This window comes from Sporacetigenium sp. TC11 (genome assembly GCF_058146105.1).
The window spans coordinates 170,008-188,989 of record NZ_JBYVNY010000005.1 but is presented as its reverse complement, the minus strand read 5'-3'; the positions used below and the strand labels follow the sequence as shown (position 1 = coordinate 188,989).

General features: G+C 30.7%; 15 protein-coding genes. All 15 read right to left on the bottom strand.

Features of this window, described 5'->3' with window-relative positions; translation table 11 throughout:
• Positions 1 to 81 precede the first annotated feature (81 nt).
• Positions 82 to 2,223: a ribonuclease R gene (gene rnr / locus ACUSRV_RS09770; RefSeq protein ID WP_490141763.1), complete on the bottom strand. Its 2,142-nt coding sequence runs from the start codon at positions 2,221 to 2,223 to the stop codon at positions 82 to 84.
• Between the two features lie 230 nt (positions 2,224 to 2,453).
• Entirely contained in the window at positions 2,454 to 4,466 is a 2,013-nt protein-coding gene (locus tag ACUSRV_RS09765) for a sodium-translocating pyrophosphatase (RefSeq protein ID WP_490141762.1), read from the bottom strand.
• Between the two features lie 163 nt (positions 4,467 to 4,629).
• Positions 4,630 to 4,860, bottom strand: a complete 231-nt coding sequence (gene secG / locus ACUSRV_RS09760) for a preprotein translocase subunit SecG (protein WP_490141761.1) — start codon at positions 4,858 to 4,860, stop codon at positions 4,630 to 4,632.
• Positions 4,861 to 5,039: 179 nt separating this feature from the next.
• The gene (gene eno / locus ACUSRV_RS09755; protein WP_490141760.1) at positions 5,040 to 6,332 is read right to left on the bottom strand and encodes a phosphopyruvate hydratase; all 1,293 of its coding nucleotides are present in this window, start codon (positions 6,330 to 6,332) and stop codon (positions 5,040 to 5,042) included.
• 42 nt (positions 6,333 to 6,374) lie between these two features.
• Positions 6,375 to 7,904, bottom strand: coding sequence for a 2,3-bisphosphoglycerate-independent phosphoglycerate mutase (gpmI, locus tag ACUSRV_RS09750; protein WP_490141759.1), 1,530 nt, complete (start codon positions 7,902 to 7,904; stop codon positions 6,375 to 6,377).
• A gap of 12 nt (positions 7,905 to 7,916) precedes the next feature.
• Positions 7,917 to 8,663 carry a triose-phosphate isomerase gene (tpiA, locus tag ACUSRV_RS09745; protein ID WP_490141758.1) on the bottom strand — a complete coding sequence of 249 codons (747 nt, stop codon included), beginning with the start codon at positions 8,661 to 8,663 and terminating at the stop codon, positions 7,917 to 7,919.
• Between the two features lie 26 nt (positions 8,664 to 8,689).
• Positions 8,690 to 9,889 carry a phosphoglycerate kinase gene (locus ACUSRV_RS09740; RefSeq protein WP_490141757.1) on the bottom strand — a complete coding sequence of 400 codons (1,200 nt, stop codon included), beginning with the start codon at positions 9,887 to 9,889 and terminating at the stop codon, positions 8,690 to 8,692.
• A 113-nt stretch (positions 9,890 to 10,002) separates the two neighbouring features.
• Positions 10,003 to 11,010: a type I glyceraldehyde-3-phosphate dehydrogenase gene (gene gap, locus ACUSRV_RS09735; protein WP_490141756.1), complete on the bottom strand. Its 1,008-nt coding sequence runs from the start codon at positions 11,008 to 11,010 to the stop codon at positions 10,003 to 10,005.
• Between the two features lie 53 nt (positions 11,011 to 11,063).
• On the bottom strand, positions 11,064 to 12,092 hold the full coding sequence (locus tag ACUSRV_RS09730; RefSeq protein WP_490141755.1) for a sugar-binding transcriptional regulator: 1,029 nt from the start codon (positions 12,090 to 12,092) through the stop codon (positions 11,064 to 11,066).
• Between the two features lie 294 nt (positions 12,093 to 12,386).
• The gene (gene rpoN / locus ACUSRV_RS09725; RefSeq protein WP_490141754.1) at positions 12,387 to 13,727 is read right to left on the bottom strand and encodes an RNA polymerase factor sigma-54; all 1,341 of its coding nucleotides are present in this window, start codon (positions 13,725 to 13,727) and stop codon (positions 12,387 to 12,389) included.
• A 119-nt stretch (positions 13,728 to 13,846) separates the two neighbouring features.
• The gene (gene megL / locus ACUSRV_RS09720) at positions 13,847 to 15,067 is read right to left on the bottom strand and encodes a methionine gamma-lyase (protein WP_490141753.1); all 1,221 of its coding nucleotides are present in this window, start codon (positions 15,065 to 15,067) and stop codon (positions 13,847 to 13,849) included.
• A 273-nt stretch (positions 15,068 to 15,340) separates the two neighbouring features.
• Positions 15,341 to 16,900, bottom strand: coding sequence for a sigma 54-interacting transcriptional regulator (locus tag ACUSRV_RS09715; RefSeq protein ID WP_490141752.1), 1,560 nt, complete (start codon positions 16,898 to 16,900; stop codon positions 15,341 to 15,343).
• A 12-nt stretch (positions 16,901 to 16,912) separates the two neighbouring features.
• Positions 16,913 to 17,791: an Hsp33 family molecular chaperone HslO gene (gene hslO / locus ACUSRV_RS09710; protein WP_490141751.1), complete on the bottom strand. Its 879-nt coding sequence runs from the start codon at positions 17,789 to 17,791 to the stop codon at positions 16,913 to 16,915.
• A 177-nt stretch (positions 17,792 to 17,968) separates the two neighbouring features.
• Positions 17,969 to 18,718: a class I SAM-dependent DNA methyltransferase gene (locus ACUSRV_RS09705; RefSeq protein WP_490141750.1), complete on the bottom strand. Its 750-nt coding sequence runs from the start codon at positions 18,716 to 18,718 to the stop codon at positions 17,969 to 17,971.
• Positions 18,705 to 18,965, bottom strand: a complete 261-nt coding sequence (locus ACUSRV_RS09700; protein ID WP_490141749.1) for an alpha/beta-type small acid-soluble spore protein — start codon at positions 18,963 to 18,965, stop codon at positions 18,705 to 18,707. The genes ACUSRV_RS09705 and ACUSRV_RS09700 overlap by 14 nt, the downstream gene beginning before the upstream one ends.
• Between the last annotated feature and the right edge of the window lie 17 nt (positions 18,966 to 18,982).

The following is an 18,982-nucleotide window of genomic DNA, read 5'->3' as shown; positions in this document are numbered from 1 at the left end:
ATTATATTGTATAAAAATATACCATATATCTAACGAAAAGTCAAGGCCAATCAAATGGACCTTGACTCATTATTAATAATATTATTCTTCGCCTTCTTCTTCTTCCACTAATTCAAAATCTATCTCTTTAAAATCAACATTTACCTTTTCTACTTTGATTTTAACTTTATCTCCTATTTTATACGTCTTCTTAGTTCTTTCACCTATTAAAGTATATGATGAATCATCAAATATATAATAGTCATCATGCATATTTACTAATCTTATTAATCCTTCTACTGTATTATCAAGTTCAACAAATATACCAAATGATGTAACACTAGATATAATTCCTTCATAAACTTGACCTACCTTATTAGACATATACTTAGCTTTGAATATATCGTGAACGTCTCTTTCAGCCTCATCTGCTGCTCTTTCTCTTGTAGATGATTGAGTTGATGCATAGTCCACTATACCCTTAAGCGCTTCGTGTCTTTTTGGGGTAATTTTGTTATTTAAGAATTCCTTTATAATTCTGTGTATTTGTAAATCTGGATATCTTCTTATAGGAGATGTAAAGTGGCTATAATACTTAGCTGCCAATCCAAAGTGCCCTAAAGATTCTGGTGAATATTTAGCTTGTTTTAAAGATCTTAGCATAATAGTATTTATAGCTCTAGCTTCAGGCTTACCATGTAACTTATGAATTATGTCTTGTAATACTTTCGGTTGAACCTCTTCTAGACTTCCCTTTATATGATATCCAAATGTAGATATAAACTTACTCAACTGTTCCATCTTTTCTAAACCTGGAGTTTCATGTATTCTATAAACAAAAGGAATATTTAACCAGAAGAAATGTTCAGCTATAGTTTCATTACTTATAAGCATGAATTCTTCTATTATCTTATTTGATATTCTTCTTTCATATTTCTTTATATCTACTACTTCGCCTTCTTTGTTTAAAATTATCTTTGCTTCTGGGAAATCAAAATCTATAGCTCCACGAATTTCTCTTCTCTTCATTAATATTCTAGCTAATTTTTCTGAATTCTCAAAGTGGTCAACTAGACTTTCAAAGGTCTTCATTAATTTTTCATCTTTATTTTCTAGTATATTAGAAACTTCAGTATAAGTCATTCTAGCTTTAGAATTTATTACACTTTCTACTATTTCATAGTTAACTACTTTTCCATTATTGTTTATTTCCATAAATATTGATAATGTTAACTTATCTTCAAATGGATTTAAACTACACACTCCATTGGAAAGTTTTGGAGGAAGCATTGGTACAACTTTATCTACTAAATAAACTGAAGTACCTCTTTTTATAGCTTCTTTATCCAGTTTGTTATGTTCTTTAACATAATGAGTAACGTCAGCTATATGGACACCTAATTTATAGTTATTATTATCAAGTACTTCTATTGATATAGCATCATCTAAGTCTTTGGCATCTTCACCATCTATAGTGAATATAACCATATCTCTTAAGTCAACTCTTCTATTTATTTCTTCTTGAGGTATACCTTCTGGTATTGCCTCAGCTTCATCTAGTACCTTTCTTGGGAATTCTTCAGGTAATCCATGTTGTCTTATTACAGATAGTATATCAACTCCACGTTCACCTTTTTGCCCTAATATTTCTATTATCTTTCCTTCTGGATTTCTTCCAGGAGATGGCCATTGAGTTATTTCACAAACTACCTTATCACCATCTTTTGCTTTATTAGATAAAGCTTTTGGTATATATATATCCTTATTAAATCTTTTATTGTCTGGAACTACAAATCCAAAATTTGAACTAGACTCATAGGTACCTACTACTTCTTTTATAGCTCTATCTATTATTTCAATTATTTCACCTTCTGCACGCTTTTTTTCAGTTCCTATTAAAGTTATTTTAGCCATAACTCTATCATTATGCATAGCGCCATTCATAGCATCAGCAGGTATAAATAAATCCTTAGCTCCAACTTCATCAGATATTACAAATCCAAATCCCTTTGGATGAGTTGTTAATTTCCCCACAAATAAACCTACTTCACTTGGAAGTACATATTTACCTTTTTGTGTTTTAAATATATATCCATCTTGATATAACTCATCTAAAAAGTTATAGAACATAGGCATCTCAGTTGAGTGTATGTCAAATATAAGGGCTAATTGTTCTTTTTTTAGGGGATTATATCCTTCTTCTCCCATAAGCCCTAATACCTTTTCTTTTAATCCCGGTACCATAAGATTGTCCTCCTAAAAAATTTATTTTATATAAAACCTATTAATTAATAATATGTTTATTATATTTCATTATATCCGTTATTTTTATAATCTCCATTTTTAACTTATTACATTATACTATATTAACATATTTTTTTGGTAAATAATGGTTAATACTCTAAATATAAAAAATAAGACAATCGGCATTAAATTAACGCCAACCGTCTTAATAATATTTTAATTATTAATTTTTACATAAAGCTAGATATTAATCCTCCAAATCTTACGAATACAGGTGCAAATACTAGAGAAACTATAGTCATAAGCTTTATTAATATGTTTATAGAAGGTCCAGAAGTATCCTTAAATGGATCCCCTACTGTATCTCCAACTACAGCAGCCTTATGCGGCTCAGAGCCCTTACCTCCATGTTTACCACCTTCTATATACTTTTTAGCATTATCCCATGCACCACCAGCATTTGCCATCATTATAGCAAGTAACACACCCGATACAAGAGAACCTGCTAATAGTCCTCCTAATCCTTCTGTTCCTAAAAGTAAACCAACAGCAACAGGAGAAACTATTGCTAATATACCCGGAATTATCATTTCTTTCAATGCAGCTGCAGTAGATATATCAACGCATCTAGCATAATCAGGTTTAGTTCTTCCTTCCATAATGCCAGGCATCTCTCTAAATTGTCTTCTAACTTCTTCTATCATTTGGAATGCTGCTTTTCCAACAGCCTCCATTGTTAAAGCCGAGAATAAGAATGGAAGCATAGCTCCTATTAACATCCCAGATATAACTGTAGGTTTAGTTAAATCTATTGACTCAAGCCCTACAGCTGCAGTATAAGAAGCAAATAACGCTAATGCAGTTAATGCTGCAGATCCTATAGCGAATCCTTTACCTATAGCCGCAGTAGTATTTCCTACTGAATCTAGTTTATCTGTTATAGCTCTTACTTCTTTTGGAAGTTCTGCCATTTCTGCTATACCACCAGCATTGTCAGCTATCGGCCCATAAGCGTCCACTGCAACTGTCATAGCTGTTGTAGATAACATACCTACTGCTGCTAATGCTATCCCATATAATCCTGCTACTCCATAAGCAAACAATATACCAAATGCTAGTAATATTACAGGCCATCCAGTAGACATCATACCTACTGCAAGTCCTGATATTATATTTGTAGCTGGTCCTGTCTCAGATTGAGAAGCTATCTTTTTAACTGAAGCATAATCTCCAGATGTATATATTTCAGTTAATTGTCCTATAGCTATACCTACTACTAATCCTATTACAATAGCCCAGAATCCACTTAAATCTCCCATTAATTGGTTTGATAAGAAGAAAGCAACAACTATAGTTATAATTCCAGCAACATATGTACCCATTTTTAACGCTTTATGTGGATCTGAATTTTCATCACCTTTAACAAAGAATGTACCTATTATAGAAGCTATTATTCCAACTCCAGATAATACTAGCGGGAATATCGCTCCATTCATTCCAAAAGCTACTATCCCTAAAGTTACAGCAGATATTATAGATCCTACATATGATTCAAATAAGTCAGCTCCCATACCTGCAACGTCACCAACATTATCGCCAACGTTATCAGCTATTACCGCTGGATTTCTTGGATCATCTTCAGGTATACCAGCTTCAACTTTACCTACCAAATCTGCTCCAACATCTGCAGCCTTTGTATAAATACCACCACCAACACGTCCAAATAATGCAAGTGTTGATGCTCCAAGACCAAATCCTGTTAATATATTAGCTGCAGAAGCTGGATTTTCTCCTGTCGCTAATAAAGTTAAAAATATTTGAGCACAGCCTAGTAATCCTAATCCAACTACTACCATACCCATTACTGCTCCACCAGAGAAAGCTACACTTAATGCTTTGTTCATTCCACCTTCTCTAGCTGCATTTGCAGTTCTTACATTTGCTTTTGTTGCAACTTTCATTCCAAAGAATCCTGAAAGTGTTGAGAACGCTGCTCCTATTAGGAAACATACAGCTGTTAACCAGTTAATACCAAGGCCTAAAACAATAAATAATACAGTTATAAATACTACAAGAGTTTTATACTCTCTCATTAAAAAAGCCATGGCACCTTCCTGAATATAATTTGAGATTTCTCTCATTCTGTCTGTTCCTACATCAACTTTATTTATTTTGTTTGCTAGTATATAGGCAAACACTAATGCCGCAATTCCAGCAAGCGGTGTGAAATAGATGTAGTTCATTTGCTACTACCCCCTCTTTAGTTTTAATATTTATATGAAGGAATATAAATTCCTCATATCCTAAACCCTACACTTAAAAATAAAAAAATGAAAATAAAAAATTTTTAGAATTTAAAAAATTTTATCAAAAAATCCCAACTTAAAGTTAGATGGGATTATGTCATTACTGAATAGCTACTAACACTATAGCGTTTATGAAATATAATATAGCTGATATTTTAGTTATTTTTGAAAATACTGCTTCTTTTCCTTTTGGCTTAAAGTATGCTGTTGTTTGGGAACTACCTCCCATTATTGCAGATGAACCTGCACTAGCTTTAGTTTCTTGAAGTAAAACACTTACTATTAAGACTACAGTTAATATTAATTGTAAGGCCATAAATACGTTATTCATTTGTAATCCTCCTGCACAGTTGTTTCTTACATAAATTAGTCTAACATATAGAAAAATCATATTCAATACATAAATCCAATAAAACTTTCTCCTTTTTCTTTTAAAAAATGACTATTTTACTACACAAAATACAAAAGCTTCCAGCATTATTTATTTCTGGAAGCTTTGTCTACAAATTATTATTTTTTTAAGTTATAGAAAGATTGTAATCCACAGTATCTAGCACTGTCTCCTACCATTTCTTCTATTCTTAATAATTGGTTGTATTTAGCAACTCTATCTGTTCTTGATGGAGCACCCGTTTTTATTTGCCCAGCATTAACAGCTACGGCTAAATCAGCTATTGTTGAATCTTCTGTTTCACCAGATCTATGAGATATTACAGCAGTATAACCCGCTCTTTTAGCCATTTCTATAGCATCTAAAGTCTCAGTTATAGTTCCTATTTGGTTAACTTTTACTAATATTGAGTTAGCAACTCCACTACATATACCTCTACTTAATCTTTCTGTATTAGTAACAAATAGATCATCACCAACTAATTGAACAGTATTACCTAACTTATCAGTTAATAATTTCCATCCATCCCAATCTTCTTCATCCATACCATCTTCTATAGTTATTATAGGGAAGTTAGCTACCCAATCAGCATAAAAATCAACCATTTCAGCTGGAGTTAACTCTTTTCCTTCACCAGCTAAAACATACTTACCTTTTGTTTTGTCATATAATTCAGTAGCAGCGACATCTAATCCTAACATAACATCTACACCTGGAGTGTATCCAGCTTTAGTTATAGCTTCAACTATTAACTCTAAAGCTTCTCTATTTGATTGTAGGTTTGGTGCAAATCCACCTTCATCACCTACACCACAAGCCAATCCTTTAGAAGCTAAAACTGATTTTAATGAATGGAATACTTCAGCTCCCATTCTTAAGCCTTCTCTAAAGCAAGTAGCTCCAACTGGTAATATCATGAATTCTTGTACATCAACGTTATTATCCGCATGAGCTCCACCGTTTATTATGTTCATCATAGGTACTGGTAATTGTTTAGCATTAACTCCACCTATGTATTGGAATAAAGGTAATCCTAGTTCTTCAGCAGCAGCTCTAGCTACAGCCATAGAAACACCTAATATAGCATTAGCTCCTAATTTGCTTTTGTTTGGAGTTCCATCTATTTCTAACATCAAACCATCTATACCAGGTTGATCAAAGGCATCCATACCTTCTAATTCTGGAGCTATTATTTCATTTACATTACTTACTGCTTGGATAACACCTTTTCCTAAATATCTTGTCTTATCTCCATCTCTTAATTCTACAGCTTCAAATGCTCCTGTTGATGCTCCCGATGGTACAATAGATCTTCCTACAACTCCACTTTCTAAAACAACTTCAACCTCTACAGTTGGATTTCCTCTTGAATCTAGAACTTCTCTAGCATATACTAAATCTATTAATGACATATTTGTTTCTCCTTCCATCTTATGTAATTTATATAAATATTTTTATCTAACAATTAAACTCTGACCACTCATCTCTTCAGGTTTTTCAAGCCCCATTAAGTCTAGTATTGTAGGAGCCATATCGCATAATCTTCCATCATTTTTTAACTTAATGTTCTTTATATCTTCTCCTACTACAATAAACGGAACAGGGTTAATTGAATGCGCAGTTATTACACGGTTAGTTTCAATATCTAACATCTCTTCAGCATTACCATGGTCAGACGTTATTATAGCATTACCGCCTTTTGATAGTATTTTTTCAACTACTTTTCCTACACATGTATCAACTGTTTCTACCGCTTTAATAGCCGCATTAATTACACCTGTATGGCCTACCATATCTGGGTTTGCATAATTTACAACTATAAAATCATATTTATCTTCATCTATCTTTTCTAATAATTTATCAGTTAATTCATATGCAGACATCTCCGGTTGAAGGTCATAAGTTTCGACTTTAGGAGATGGTATTAACATTCTATCTTCCCCATTATTAGGCTCTTCTAATCCACCATTGAAGAAAAATGTTACGTGTGCATACTTTTCAGTTTCTGCTACTCTTAACTGAGTTTTATTATTTTTAGCTAGATATTCTCCTAATGTATTTTTTAATGATTGAGGGCAATAAGCTATTTCTACATTAGGTATAGTTATATCATATTCTGTCATACATATGAATAAAGTTTTCATACAAGGTCTTTCAAACCCTACAAACTCATCACAAACTAAAGCTCTTGTTATCTGTCTTGCTCTATCTGGTCTAAAGTTAAAAAATATTATAGAGTCATCTTCTTTTATAGTTCCTATAAGCTTTTCATTATCAACTATCACAGTTGGAAGTATAAATTCATCATTTTTACCTTCATCATATGATTTCTTAACTGCATCTATAGCACTAATAGAAGTATTGCCCTTGCCATTTATCATTGCATCATAGGCTAATTGTACTCTTTCCCATCTTTTATCTCTATCCATAGAGTAATATCTACCTGAGATAGTAGCTATTTTTCCTACTCCAACTTCCTTCATATATTCTTCTATTTCTTGTACATAGTTTATAGCGCTTTGAGGATCTGTATCCCTTCCATCTGTAAAAGCATGAACATAAACATTTGCTAAATCGTTGTCTTTAGCCATTTTTATTAATGCTTTTAGATGGTCTATATGAGAATGAACTCCGCCATCTGATAATAGTCCCATTATATGAAGGGATTTATTTTTTGCATTATCCATAGCTTTTACTAATATTTCATTTTTAAAGAAATCTCCGTCTTTTATTGACTTTGTTATTCTAGTTAAATCTTGATATACTATTCTTCCTGCACCTATATTAGTATGCCCAACTTCAGAGTTCCCCATTTGTCCTTCAGGTAGCCCTACATCAAAGCCACTAGCTTTTACTAGTGTATTTGGATATGATTTCACTATTTTTTCTAAATTAGGAACTTTAGCAGATGATACGGCATTTCCTTGAGTCAAGTCGCTACATCCATATCCATCCATTATAATCAGAGCTATTGGTTTTTTCAAAATATCAACTCCTTAGAAATTAACAAGTTCAACATAGTCTTCGGCTACTAAACTAGCTCCTCCAACTAATGCTCCATCTATGTCGCTTTCATTCATTATTTCAGATACATTACTCGGTTTAACACTTCCACCATATTGTATTCTAACTTCTTCTGAAATTTCTTCATTATATAAATCTCTTACTACTTCTCTTATATAAGCTATAACTTCGTTAGCATCTTGACTACTTGAAGTTTTACCTGTTCCTATAGCCCAAATCGGTTCATAAGCTATAACTATATCTTCTACCTTATGACTTAACACATCTTTTAATGCCATTTCAGTTTGAAGTTTTACAACTTCTTTAGTTTTATTACATTCTCTTTCTTCTAAAGTTTCACCTACACATAATATAGGTTTTATATCATGTTCTAATGCTTTTAATATTTTTTTATTTACAGTTTCATTGCTTTCATTAAAATATTGTCTTCTTTCTGAATGGCCTATTACTACATAGTCCATATTTAATTCTTTTAACATCATTGGAGATATTTCACCAGTAAATGCTCCACTTTCTTCAAAGTGCATATTTTGCGCGCCAATTTTTATATTAGTATCTTTAGTAGCATCCTTTAAGTCTTTTAATAAAGTAAATGGTGCACATATAACTACTTCCACATCCGTATTATTAACTTTATCTTTCACTTCATTCACAAATTCTACAGCTTCTTTTATAGTCTTATGCATTTTCCAGTTTCCAGCTATTATAGGACGTCTCATATATATCATTCCTTTCAAATTTAATATTATTTATTATCTAATGTAGCTATTCCTGGAAGTTCTTTTCCTTCTAAAAACTCAAGAGATGCTCCTCCACCAGTAGATACATGAGTCATTTTATCTCCAAATCCTAACTGATTAACAGCAGCAGCGCTATCTCCACCACCTACTATTGTTGTAGCATTTGCACTCGCCATAGTTTTTGCAACCTCCAAAGTACCATTTGCAAAATTTGAGAATTCAAATACCCCCATTGGTCCGTTCCATATTACTGTTTTAGCATCTTTTATAGAATCAACATAGATTTTTGTAGTTTTTGGACCTATATCAAGTCCCATATATCCAGATGGTATGTTAGCATCATCTGTAGTTACAGGAGCAGCATCTGCCGCAAACTTATCAGCAACTATGTTATCTAATGGTAACAGTAAATTAACACCTTTAGATTTAGCTTTATCTATCATTTCTTTAGCATAATCTATTTTATCTTCTTCAAGTAATGAAGTTCCTATTTCATATCCTTGTGCTTTTAAGAATGTATAAGCCATTCCTCCACCTATTATTAATGTATCAACTTTATCTAATAAATTCTCTATAACTGCTATCTTATCAGATACTTTAGCTCCTCCTAATATAGCGACAAATGGTTTAACTGGACTTTGAACAGCTTCTCCTAAGAATTTCAATTCTTTTTGTATTAAATATCCACACACATTTTCCTTAGTATATTCTGAAACACCTACTGTTGAACAATGTGCTCTATGAGCAGTTCCAAAAGCATCGTTTACAAATACTTCTGCTAATGATGCTAATTCTTGTGAAAAATTATTTTCATTTTTAGTTTCTTCTTTTCTATATCTAGTATTTTGTAATAATACTAAATCTCCGCTTTCCATTTTTTCAACAGCATTTCTTGCATTTTCACCAACTACATTATCATCAGCTGCAAATTCAACTTCTTTATCTAACATCTCTGATAGTCTTTTAGCTACTGGTTCTAATGATAATTCTGGCTTAGGCTCGCCTTTTGGTTTTCCTAAGTGAGAACATAATATAACTTTAGCGCCTTTATTTAATAAATAATTTATAGTAGGTAGTGCTCCATTTAATCTATTTTCATCAGTTATAACACCATCTTTTAAAGGTACATTAAAATCACATCTTACTAAAACCTTTTTTCCTTTTACATCTATATCTTCTATAGTTTTCTTGTTGTATGTAGACATTGTATAGTCTCCCTTCAAATTGAGTCTTTGTATTGTATTTTTAAAAAAAGGCCCTGAGCCCGTAGTATACACTACAAACCCGGACCTTTTAGAATCTTATCTTTTAGGCAAATTTATTTTGAAATATTTGCAAAGTATTGTACAGTTCTTATTAATTGAGCTGTATATGACATTTCATTATCATACCAAGAAGCAACTTTAACTAATTGCTCTCCATTTACTTCCATTACTTTAGTTTGAGTTCCATCAAATAATGATCCATATCTAACACCTATTATATCAGATGATACTAATGGCTCTTCAGTATATCCAAATGATTCGTTAGAAGCTGCCTTCATAGCTGCATTTACTTCATCAACAGTAACCTTCTTATCTAATGTACATACTAATTCAGTTAAAGAACCTGTTATTACTGGAACTCTTTGAGCTCCACCATCTAATTTGCCTTTTAATTCAGGTATAACTAATCCTATAGCTTTAGCAGCTCCAGTTGAGTTAGGAACTATATTAGCTGCTGCAGCTCTAGCACGACGTAAATCACCTTTTGCATGAGCTGCATCTAATGTATTTTGATCATTTGTATAAGCATGTATAGTAGTCATAAATCCTTTTGCTAAACCAAAGCTATCTTGTAAAACCTTAGCCATTGGTGCTAAACAGTTAGTTGTACAAGAAGCTGCTGATACAACTGTTTCAGATCCATCTAAAATTTTGTGATTTACATTGAATACAACAGTTTTTAAATCTCCAGTTGCAGGAGCTGATATAACAACTTTTTTAGCCCCAGCTTTTATATGTCCTTCTGCTTTTTCCTTCGAAGTAAATACTCCTGTACACTCAAGTACTACATCTACTCCTAATTCCCCCCATGGTAGGTTTTCTGGATTTCTCTCAGAAATCACTTTTATTTCCTTTCCATTTACTACAAAAACATCTTCCCCTTTAACTTCTATTTCTCCATTGAAACGACCTTGAGCTGAATCGTATTTAAATAAATGCGCTAAAGTCATAGCATCTTTTGAATTATTTACTGCAACAACTTCGAATTCTGGGTTTTCCATCATTACTCTTAATGCTAGTCTTCCTATTCTTCCAAAACCATTTATAGCTACTTTAATCATCTTAATACCCTCCTATATGTAAATTAAATTTAATTTAATTGCAAACATAGTAATTATTTTTCCAAAATATCTAATATTTTATAACATGTGCTTTCATCTGTAATTAATACCATATCTGACTTTAGTTTTGATATTGCTATGGCAGCTTCTGCTTTATTACTTCCAGCAAATACTGCTATTGTTTCTTTTATTGACTTAAATGTTTCTAAATCTATTCCTACTGTATTTATTTCATGAACTATGTCTCCATCTTTGTTGAAGTAGTAACCAAAAGCTTCTCCAACTGCTTCTTTAGATATTATTTCATCTATTTTATCTTGAGATAGTTTTCTTCTATGTGCCATTTCATCAGCTTTACCAATTCCGAAAACCAATATATTTGTATTTTTAATATAACCTAATGTATTTTTTATTTCTGGTTCTTCATATAAAGTTTCCATTGCTTCTTTTCCTAAAATGTCAGGAATATGCAATAGACTATAATGAGAATTTAACTTTTTACCTATACTAGCTACTATATTGTTAGATTGCGTTTCAATTTCTTTACCGACGCTACCTCTAGCAGGAACTATTCTAACATTGGGATATCTTTTATCTAATTTTAAGTTTTGAGCAAATTTTAACATTGTAGTTCCACCAGTTATAGCTACTATATCTTTATCACTAAGTATATCTAAAAAATACTCACAAGCACATTTGGCTATATCTTTTAATAATGTTTCATTTTCATCATAATTACCAGGAACTACTATTACCTTTTTAACTTTAAGTTTTTCTTTTATTTTTTCTTGTAGCTTAGATATACCTGTTATATTATTCATAGTATCTTTTAAGCTATCAAGTAAGATTAATCCTTCATTAGTTATTACCATTCCAGATCCATCTACATTTATTAAACCTTGGTTTTTTAAAAACTCTGTTTCTGACCTTATTATTCTTTCACTCATTCCTAATATATTAGATAATGATCTTCTACCTATAGGTTCACTTAAAGATATCTGCCTAAGTATACAGTATCTTTTTTCCATTATTTCTAATACTTGTGGAATTAGTTTCTGTTGAATCTTTATAAGATTTTCCATATCTTTCTCCTCAGTATCCTAAATGACCATATGTCCACTTATTGTCCCCATAAACTAAAAGTTTTGGGACTTTAAATGACCCTATGTTCATTTTAAGTCCCGCGCCTTAACTTTATTTTATATGAATATTCCACTATTTTCAATACTTTTTTGGTAATATTTTATAATTATAATTCGAAAACGTTATCCCTTTGCACTTTTCTCATTATAATTATATACTAATTAGTGCATTAATTATACACTAATTATGATATTTTTTAAATTGTTTCATACTACTTGTCTATTAATTACACCTTAATATTCTTTTCGTTTACTCGATGATGGTATATTTAGTTCTTCTCTATATTTAGCGATTGTTCTTCTAGCTATTTTAAGACCCTTTTGCTCTAATATATAAGATATTTTATCATCACTATAAGGTCTTTTTTTATTTTCCCCTTTTATTATCTCCTCGATAAACTTTTTTATGCTTGTAGAAGCTGTTCCCTCATCTTTATTATATAATCCGCTGCTAAAAAAATATTTAAGTTCAAATAAACCATAAGGCGTTAATATATATTTTCCATTTACCCCTCTACTTATAGTAGATTCATGGTATCCTATATTTTCAGCTATGTCTTTCAAAATAAGAGGTCTTAAATATTTAGGACCTTTTTCAAAAAAATCTTTTTGTTGATTCAATAGTTCTTTAGATATTTTTAATATTGTACTTTTTCTATTTTCTATATTCTTAATTAAATTTAGAGCTGAATTTAATTTGTCTTTTATAAATTCCTTAGCTTCATTATCTTTTTGAGAATTCTTCAATACTTCCTTATAAAAATTATTTATCTTTATATTATAGGTATCTTTTTCATTTGTATAAACTACATATTCATTATCTATTTTTTCTACTATAATATCCGGAACTATATACGAATTTTTTATATATGAATACTTTAACCCTGGTTTAGGTTCTAGCTTTTGAATTTTGTGAGCTAATTGCACACATTGATCTAATGATATTTTATATTTTTTGCTTATTTCCTTATACTTTTTTAAAGCTAAAAACTCTAAGTCATTTTTTATTATACTTTCTAGTAATTCATCTTTTATATTCATATTTTCTAATTGTATTAACAGACACTCTCTTAGATTTCTCGCTCCAACTCCACTTGGCTCTAATTGTTGAACAGTATTAATACTTTTTCTTACCAAATCTTCCTCTACATTAAGTTGCTTTGCAATTTCATCTGTATCTAATTTAAGATAACCATTTTCATCTATACTATCTATTATATATTCACACACTTCTCTTTCTCCATTATTTAACTTATAAAGCCCAATTTGGAATTTTAGATGGTCGTATAAAGAATCGTAATGTCTTACCATATTTTCTAAATTATAATCTTCATTTTCATTATTGTAAGAAGGGTTATCGTAATTATAACTATTATCCATGTTCTTTATATATTTTTCCCAATCAATTTCATTTGATTTATCTATTTCAATAATAGGATTTTCTTCAGCTTCTCTTTTTATTTCTTCTTCTAACTCAATTACATTCATATTTAATATCGATAATGATTGCTTTAGCTCAGTTGTAATAGCAAGTTTTTGAGTCTGAGTTAACTGTAAATTTTGATTTAAATTCATATCAGCTTCCCCTTTATTTTTTATACTATATATTAATTATATCAAAAACCACCCTTATATACTTAATTTAAAGCAAAATAAAAAAGCCTGTGATTAAATCACAGGCTTTTTTATTTTTATTAAGCTGTTACTGTAGCGTATTTCTCATTAACTTTATCTAAACCTTCTTTTAAGTCAGCTATTATATCATCTGCATTTTCTAAACCTACAGATAATCTTATTAAACCATCTTCTATACCAGCCGCTAATCTTTCTTCTCTAGTATATGGAGAGTGAGTCATTGATGCTGGATGTTGTATTAATGTTTCACAGTCACCTAAGCTAACTGCTAATGTACATAAGTTTAATCCATTTAATAATTCTTTACCAGCTTCTACTCCACCTATTACTTCAAAAGATATCATACCTCCTGGAAGAGACATTTGTTTTTTAGCTAATTCATACTGTGGATGACTTTCAAGACCTGGATAGTACATTTTTTCAACCGCAGGATGAGTCTCTAAGAATTTAGCTACTTCCATAGCATTCTTACAGTGTCTTTCCATTCTTATTTCTAAAGTTTTCATACCTCTCATTATTAAATAAGCATCAAATGGGCTAAGTACTGCACCAGTCATATCTTTAACACCAAATAATCTAACTTGAGTCATAAATTCTACATTACCTACAACGAAACCTGCTATAACATCCCCATGTCCGTTTAAATACTTAGTTGCAGAGTGAACAACAACGTCAGCGCCTAATTCTATAGGTCTTTGTATAAATGGAGTACAGAATGTATTGTCAACCATTACTAAACAATCTTCTTTTTCATGAGCTATATCAGATATAGTTTTTATATCAACTATTTTTAAATTAGGATTAGCTGGAGTTTCTAAGTAAACTACTCTTGTATTTTCTTTCATTGCTTTTCTAACATTTTCTGGATCAGTTGCATCTACAAAGCTCACTTCTACTCCAAATCTTGTTAAACCATGGCTAAGTAATGCATAAGTACATCCATATAATGTTTCATCTGCTACTACATGATCTCCTGCTTTTAAAGCTGTCCATAAAGCTGAAGATATAGCTCCCATACCAGATGCCATAGCCATACAAGCTTCTGCTCCTTCTAGTGCAGCTAATTTTTCTTCTACTTGAGTTAACGTTGGATTTCCTAATCTTGAGTATATGTAACCGCCTTCTTCTAATGCAAATCTTCTTCCACCTTGCTCAGCACTATCGAATACGAAAGTAGATGTTGCGAATATAGGAGTAGTTAAAGCTCCTGATACTGGATCTTTATGATGTCCTGCATGTATTGTTTTTGTTCCAAATCCCTTTTTTTCTAAATTATTCATATAATCTCCTCCTATTATTATGTTGTCTATACTTTAATGATTACAACTTAATTAATCACATAATTATTTAGAGCAAATTATATGCCAAATTTTTAATATTTAAAATAATAATTTTACAACTCTCATTTTTCAATGAATTTACTTGTTATAAATTTAATTTATAACTTTCTACTTAATTGCAATTTAAACGCAAATAAAAAAGCGGTAATTTAAGTTACCACTTTGCAAACGTTTTCCGGAAACAATAGTTTCCAGTGGTCATTTTAATTTCCACTATATGTTATATTTTTTTATTTTATTTAAAAGAGCTGTATGAGATATTCCTAAGTCTTTAGCTGCTCTTCTTATAGATTTATTTGTAGATAAGGCTTTATTTATAGTGTTTTTCTCTAATTTTTCAACAGCTTTTCTCAAATCAATAATAGGTTCTTCGTATTCTTTAATATCAATAGCTTTATTTTGTATAAAATTTAACATTAAGTTATTTATATTTAGCAATTTTCCATTGCACAAATTCATAGATCTTTCTGTAACATTTTCAAGTTCTCTTACGTTTCCGGGCCATTCATAGTTCATTAATTCATTTATAAATTCATTATCAAATCCTATTATATCTTTGTTTATTCTTTTATTTAATTTATCTATAAAAAATTTAACTAAAAGAGGTATATCTTCTTTTCTTTCTCTAAGTGGAGGAATATATATAGGAATTACATTCAATCTATAATATAAATCTTCTCTAAATTTTTCATTTTTTATCATATTCTCCAAATTTCTATTAGTTGCAGTTATTATTCTAACATCTACATCTTCTTCTTTACTACTACCTATCTTCCTAACTTTTCCTTCTTGTATAACCCTCAAAAGTTTAGCTTGCAGTACCATAGAAAGCTCCCCTATTTCATCTAGAAATATGGTTCCACCGTTAGCCTCTTTAAATAATCCTAACTTTCCACCTTTAATAGCTCCAGTAAAACTTCCTTCTTCATATCCAAAAAGCTCACTTTCTATTAAATTTTCAGGTAGAGCAGCACAATTTATAGTTACCATTTTTTTATCTTTTCTATCGCTTAAATTATGTATTGATTTTGCAAAAACTTCTTTTCCAGTTCCACTTTCCCCTCTAAGCAGTACAGTCGAATTGCCTTTTGATATCATTTTGATAATGTCTTTTACATTTTGTAATTCCTTACTATTCCCTATTACATCTTTAAATGTATCTTCATCTTTAGCATATATAACATCTACCATTTCTCTTACTTCGTTAATATCTCTTAGCGATGCTACTGCCCCAAGTATGTTTCCTTCATCATCTTTTATACTTCTTCCCGTAGTTATATATTGTTTATTTTTATAGGAAGTAGTATTCATTTTTATATTATCGTATTCTTCTCCACTTTTTATTAAGTTCAATATAGGGGCATCATCTTTTATATCTAGTACTTCATCTATTTTTTTACCTAAAACATCTTGTTTTTTAGAATTAAATATTTTTTCACAATAGCTATTAAATATTTCTATTTCTTTATTTTTATTTATAGATACTATACCTTGGTCCACTGAATTTATAACCGCAAATATCCTTCTTTCGTTTTCTTCAGAAGGCATAAGTCTACACTCTTTCAAGTCTATTACCTCTGGTAAAGTAGATATATTACGTTTTAGTATATCTACTTTACTTTTTATTATCTTTTCAGTTTTAATATAGACCTTACTTGGAAAAACCTCTACAGATGCTATATTTGTATCTAATTTGGCAACTTCTTTTAATATATCTAGTGCCATACCTACTCTATCGTAAGTTTCTATTTCTAATCTTAGAGATTTTTCCATTTTTCTTCCCCCTTACATCTTTTCTATTATTTTTTTTAAGTCGTCTTCATTGAACTGATATTTAAAGTTACAGAAATGACATCCTATTTCAGCTTGTTTATCTTCTTCTATTATTTCTTGCATATTTTTTTTACCTATAGTAATTAAAGCCTTTTCAAATCTTTCTTTATTACAATCACATTCAAATGTTACTTCATGTTTTTGTAATATTTCTGGCTTTAAATCTTCTAAAACTAAGTTTAGTATATCTTCCGGAGTCTTCCCAGCTTCTATAAGTTTAGATATTGCATCTATTTTACCTATATTTTCTTCAAGTTTACTTATAACTTCTTCTGTTGCATCTGGCATTAATTGAACTATAAATCCACCTGCAGCTTTTATAGTTGTATCTACATCTACTAAAACTCCCAGAGCTACTGCTGATGGAGTTTGTTCTGAAAATGTAAAATACGATGTAAAATCTTCAGCTATTTCCCCATTTACAAGAGGATATGAACCGTTATATGGTTCTCTAAGTCCTAAATCTTTTATAACTTTTATACTACCCTTGTTACCTACCGCTGCTCCTACATCTAGTTTCCCTGCATATTTTAGTGGGACATCGACATCCGGATTTGTTACATATCCCTTTACTATTCCATTTGAATCAGATGTTGTAACTATACTTCCTATAGGGCCTCCACCTTTTATTATTATAGTTAATTTATCATTATCATTTTTCATCATAAGCCCCATAATAGATGTTGCTGTTAATGTTCTTCCAAGAGCTGCACTAGCAACTGGAGTTGTGTTATGAAATTTTCTACCTAATTCAACCATATTTGTTGTAGTACCAATAAATGCTCTCACTTGGCCATTTGAAGCCGTAGCTCTTATTATGTAATCCTTCATACTAATACCTCCTATTTTAACATTAAAAATTCGCTTCCCTCATGTCGCCAACGACCTTGAAAATCAGGTGCGTTGCTCAAGTTTATCAGTTGGATATTATAACTTATCCAAAGACCATATAAGTTATAATATCCTTATATTTTAAAAACCCTGACGCTAGTCAGGGCTATTTTGTAGTTATTTTATACATACAAAGAATACTCTTTCTTCTTCACCATTAGCTTTCTCAAATGTGAAATCTTTATACAGCTTTATATTTGAGAAACCAGAATTATTTAACATATTAAATATATCTTCATTTCTATAAGCTCGTTGATAATGAGTTTCTTCAAATCTAGTAAACTTTTCACTGTCACAATCTTTTTTAAAAAAAGCTAAGTCCATTTGCACGATATCATCGTCTTCATCAAAATAATTTTGCCATAAATAAGCTATATCATCTCTGTTTTCACCGTATACATTATCGCCAAGTATAGATGATAGTTTATAATACGAACTTATATCAAATATAAATATGCCTTTTTCTTTTAGCAATTTATATATTTTATCAAATATATTTTTAAGGTCACCATCTTCTAATATATAATTAAATCCATCACATGCACATAACACACAGTCTAAATCATATAAATCAAAATCTAAATCAGCTATATCTTGATTTAATAGAACTAACTCTATGCCTTCTTTTTGACTTTTTTCCCTAGCTATCATTAACATCTCTTCGGATATATCTATACCAGCAATATCATATCCCTTCTTAGCTAAGGGTATAGTAATATTTCCAGTTCCACATGCTAATTCCAATATATTTTTCACTCTTATATTTTCATTTTTTATTATTTTTTCTATATAATTTACCCAAGATTCATAATCTACTTCATTCATTAGTTCATCGTATACAAATGCAAATTCTTTATACTGATCCATCTTGTTTATTTTGTGCCTCCATTATTTTTTTCTTTTGTTTTTTTCGAGAAGTAAGTACTCCGCCTATTTTTCCTGCTTCCTTAGCTGTAAGCCCGCCCCAACCAAGTTCACTTACTTTATCCAAAAGGCCTAGCTCACTAGCTATCTCATATTTCATTATATCATTATCTGTCAATATTTTTTTCTTTTTTTCCTTTTTTTGTCTAGGTTTATTTATATCTACTTCTTTTAGATTTATATCTTTCATATACTACCACCCCTTCT